Here is a 1,152-nt window from a genome sequence, read left to right as displayed (position 1 = left end):
CTAAGTAGGTAGGCAAAAGTTCCTGACACAATAGCGCGGCGGGGCCTACGGTGTGCCGATGAGGAAGGCACTGGGCCCCGCCCAGCGGGGGCTGACCAGGTACGACCGCGTCCGGCTCCAGCGAGCACTTCAGCATGCGGAGGATGTGCGCGTGTACCGGCGCGCACAGGCCCTGCTACTTGTAGCCGAGGGCCGTACGCTGGCGGAGGCAGCGCATGTGACAGGACTGAGCCGGCCCGCGGTGTACTTCTGGCTCAAGCGCTACGTCCGGCTGCGGCGAGTCGAGGCACTGCAGGATGCGCCCCGCCGAGGGCGGCCACCGGTCGCCTCCTGCATCACCCCGGAGGACATTCTACGCGAGTTGAGCAGCCCGCCCTCTGACCTGGGCTACTCCTCCCACACCTGGACGGTGGCGCTGCTGGCTGCACACCTGGGGCAGCTCTACGGCTGCTCCATCCATCCGGACACCCTGCGTCGGCGGATGCGGGCCATGGACTTGAGTTGGAAACGCCCCCGCTACGTCTATTCGGAGAAGGCGCCCAACCTGCCCCAAAAAAAGCAGCGCTTGTCCGCCGACTGAAAAGGCTGCCCGCCAATGCCGTGGTGCTCTTCCTGGACGAGACCATGCTGCGGCAGTTTCCGCCCCTCCGCTCAGCCTGGGCTCCCCGGGGCGAGCAGGCCAGGGTACCCATTACCGGAGAAAATGCCCGGCGTGTCCTCTTCGGCGCCCTCAACCCGCGTACAGGTCACCGGATAGTCCTGCAACGCCCCACCATGAGACAGGAGGACTTTCAAACCTTCCTGCGCCTATTGCGAGCACGCTACCCCGGATGCCCCCTGTACCTGTTGCTGGACAAGGCCGGTTGCCACACGGCTGCCAGGTCCCAGGCGCTGGCCGCCAGCATGGACATCCATCTGCTGTGGCTGCCCAAGCAGTGGTCGGAACTCAATGCCATGGACCACCTCTGGCGTGCCCTCAAGCAGCACGTCGCGGCCAACCGGCAGTACCCCACGGTTGACGTACTGGCCCAGGACGCCGAAGACTGGGTCCTGGGCCTCTCTGCGCAGCAGGCGCTGCGCAAGGCGGGAGTCCTCTCCCTCCACTTCTGGCTCCATTCCTTAATGTAAAGGAACTTTTGCCTACCTACTTAG

Annotated in this window: 2 protein-coding genes; both read left to right on the top strand. The window is 65.3% G+C overall.

The annotated features are described in order from the left end of the window. Positions 1 to 58: 58 nt before the first annotated feature. Positions 59 to 580: a helix-turn-helix domain-containing protein gene (locus DAT35_RS57945; protein ID WP_108077994.1), complete on the top strand. Its 522-nt coding sequence runs from the start codon at positions 59 to 61 to the stop codon at positions 578 to 580. Positions 581 to 600: 20 nt separating this feature from the next. Beyond that, entirely contained in the window at positions 601 to 1,128 is a 528-nt protein-coding gene (locus DAT35_RS57940) for an IS630 family transposase (protein WP_199243337.1), read from the top strand. Positions 1,129 to 1,152: the final 24 nt, after the last annotated feature.

The sequence above is a fragment of the Vitiosangium sp. GDMCC 1.1324 genome (assembly GCF_003044305.1).
GTDB lineage: Bacteria > Myxococcota > Myxococcia > Myxococcales > Myxococcaceae > Archangium.
The sequence above is the reverse complement of the archived record's forward strand: the minus strand, read 5'-3'. Positions and strand labels throughout refer to the sequence as shown.